Raw genomic sequence first — 1,715 nt, forward strand, 5'->3', positions numbered from 1 at the left:
GGATATACTCCTTCTTGGGTAGACAAGCAAATAATTAAAGCTTGTCTTCCTAGGAAGGAGTTTTTTTATGGGCCGGAAAGGTTCACGGTACACGCTGGAAGAGAAGCTCTTCTGTATTGGTTTAGTTCGTGATAGTGGTTGGGCTCCGAAGGCAGTTCAGAGAAAGTACGGTGTTAAGGATGATCAAGTGCGACAGTGGATAGAGCGTTTCACGTCAGATGGTGTGGATGGTCTTAAGGCTAGACGCACTCAGCAGATGTACTCCCAAAAGCTCAAGCTGGAGGTAGTGCAGAATTACCTGGCTGGAAATACGTCATATGCCACTCTGGCACGAGAGTATGGTATCTCTAACGGTGGAGTCATCTATCAGTGGGTTTCCCTGTATACTAGTGGTAAATCATTACTAACCACTGGGAGGGCCAGACCAATGAAAGACGGACGCAAGACCACACAGATGGAGCGCATCGAGATTGCGCAGTGGATAATTGCCAATGATTACAACTATACCAAGGCCGCAGCCCGCTTTAAGGTTTCGTATGGGCAAGTTTACTCATGGGTCAAAAAGTTCAAGCAAGGCGGTGAGGAAGCCCTCGCAGACCGTCGCGGCAAAGCCAAGGAAGATAATGGCCAACTGACCGAGGTTGAGCGTCTGAAGCTCAAAAACAAGCGACTACAAGCGCGCCTAACGTACGTGTCAACGGAGGCGGCAGTGTTAAAAAAACTCCAAGAATTGGAAAGAAGGAATGCCGGGCAGACGAACAATATCAGACCATTCAACAACTCGCACAAGAAGTGAACCCAGACGGAGGCAAGCCTTACGGTATTAGTGCGGCCTGCCGAATTATGGGCATCTCAAGAGCCGCGTACTACAAGTGGACGCATCGTACAGTTACGACTCATGCGCAGGAGAATCAAGCTATCCGGGACTACATCATTGAGCTCGAAGAGAAAAATCACTACATCTTCGGTGTTAAACGGCTCGTGACGTACATCAACGCGGAGACACCCTACCACGTGAGTCATGGCCGTGTGCGGCGAATCATGCGGTTGGCCGGTATTCACGCCTCCATTCGCGTGGCCAAGCATGACCGTCAAGCGGAGAAGAAGGAATTCCTCCTTGCCAATAAGCTTTACACCACGAACGTTGGTCACGCCTTCCACCCGGGGACTTCTAATATGGTCTGGGTGACCGACTGTTCAGAAATCACTTACGGCAAGGACCACAAGCAGAAACTGCGGCTAAGCGCCGTAAAGGACCTTCATGACCACAGTGTGATTGCTTGGTGTGTGGCACCGACAGAGACGGCTAATTTGGTCACTAAAACGATAAAGCTGGCCATCGAGAATAATGACGGTATCGAGCCGGAGACTGTCCACAGTGATCAGGGTTCGGCGTACACTGGTAGCACCTACAACACTTTCCTAGCGGGCGAGGGTATTACACACAGCATGTCACGCCCCGGAACCCCGGGTGACAACAGTCCCATGGAGAGCCTGTGGAGTCACCTCAAAGTCGAGCGATTTGCCTTTGAGCACTGTCTATCAGAGATTGAGCTGATGAAGAGTGTTGGGGCGGCCATCAATTGGTATAACCATGAACGCCGCCAAGAAACACTAAACGGCATGACTCCGATGGAATACCGGAGTCATGCCGTAAAGGAAATTGCATAGGCACTTTAATTATTTCACCTGTCTACTTGACGCGGACCAGCGCC

2 protein-coding genes are annotated in these 1,715 nt (G+C 50.6%); both read left to right on the forward strand.

Going from position 1 to position 1,715, the window contains the following annotated elements:
- The first annotated feature begins 67 nt into the window (after positions 1-67).
- A complete protein-coding gene (locus JUF21_RS11870) occupies positions 68-796 on the forward strand; it encodes a helix-turn-helix domain-containing protein (RefSeq protein WP_203664861.1) in 729 nt (242 codons plus the stop codon).
- A complete protein-coding gene (locus tag JUF21_RS11875) occupies positions 793-1,671 on the forward strand; it encodes an IS3 family transposase (RefSeq protein WP_239061464.1) in 879 nt (292 codons plus the stop codon). Before JUF21_RS11870 ends, JUF21_RS11875 begins: the two co-directional genes overlap by 4 nt.
- Positions 1,672-1,715: the final 44 nt, after the last annotated feature.

It is taken from the genome of Lacticaseibacillus sp. 53-4 (genome assembly GCF_016861805.1).
Classification (GTDB): domain Bacteria; phylum Bacillota; class Bacilli; order Lactobacillales; family Lactobacillaceae; genus Lacticaseibacillus.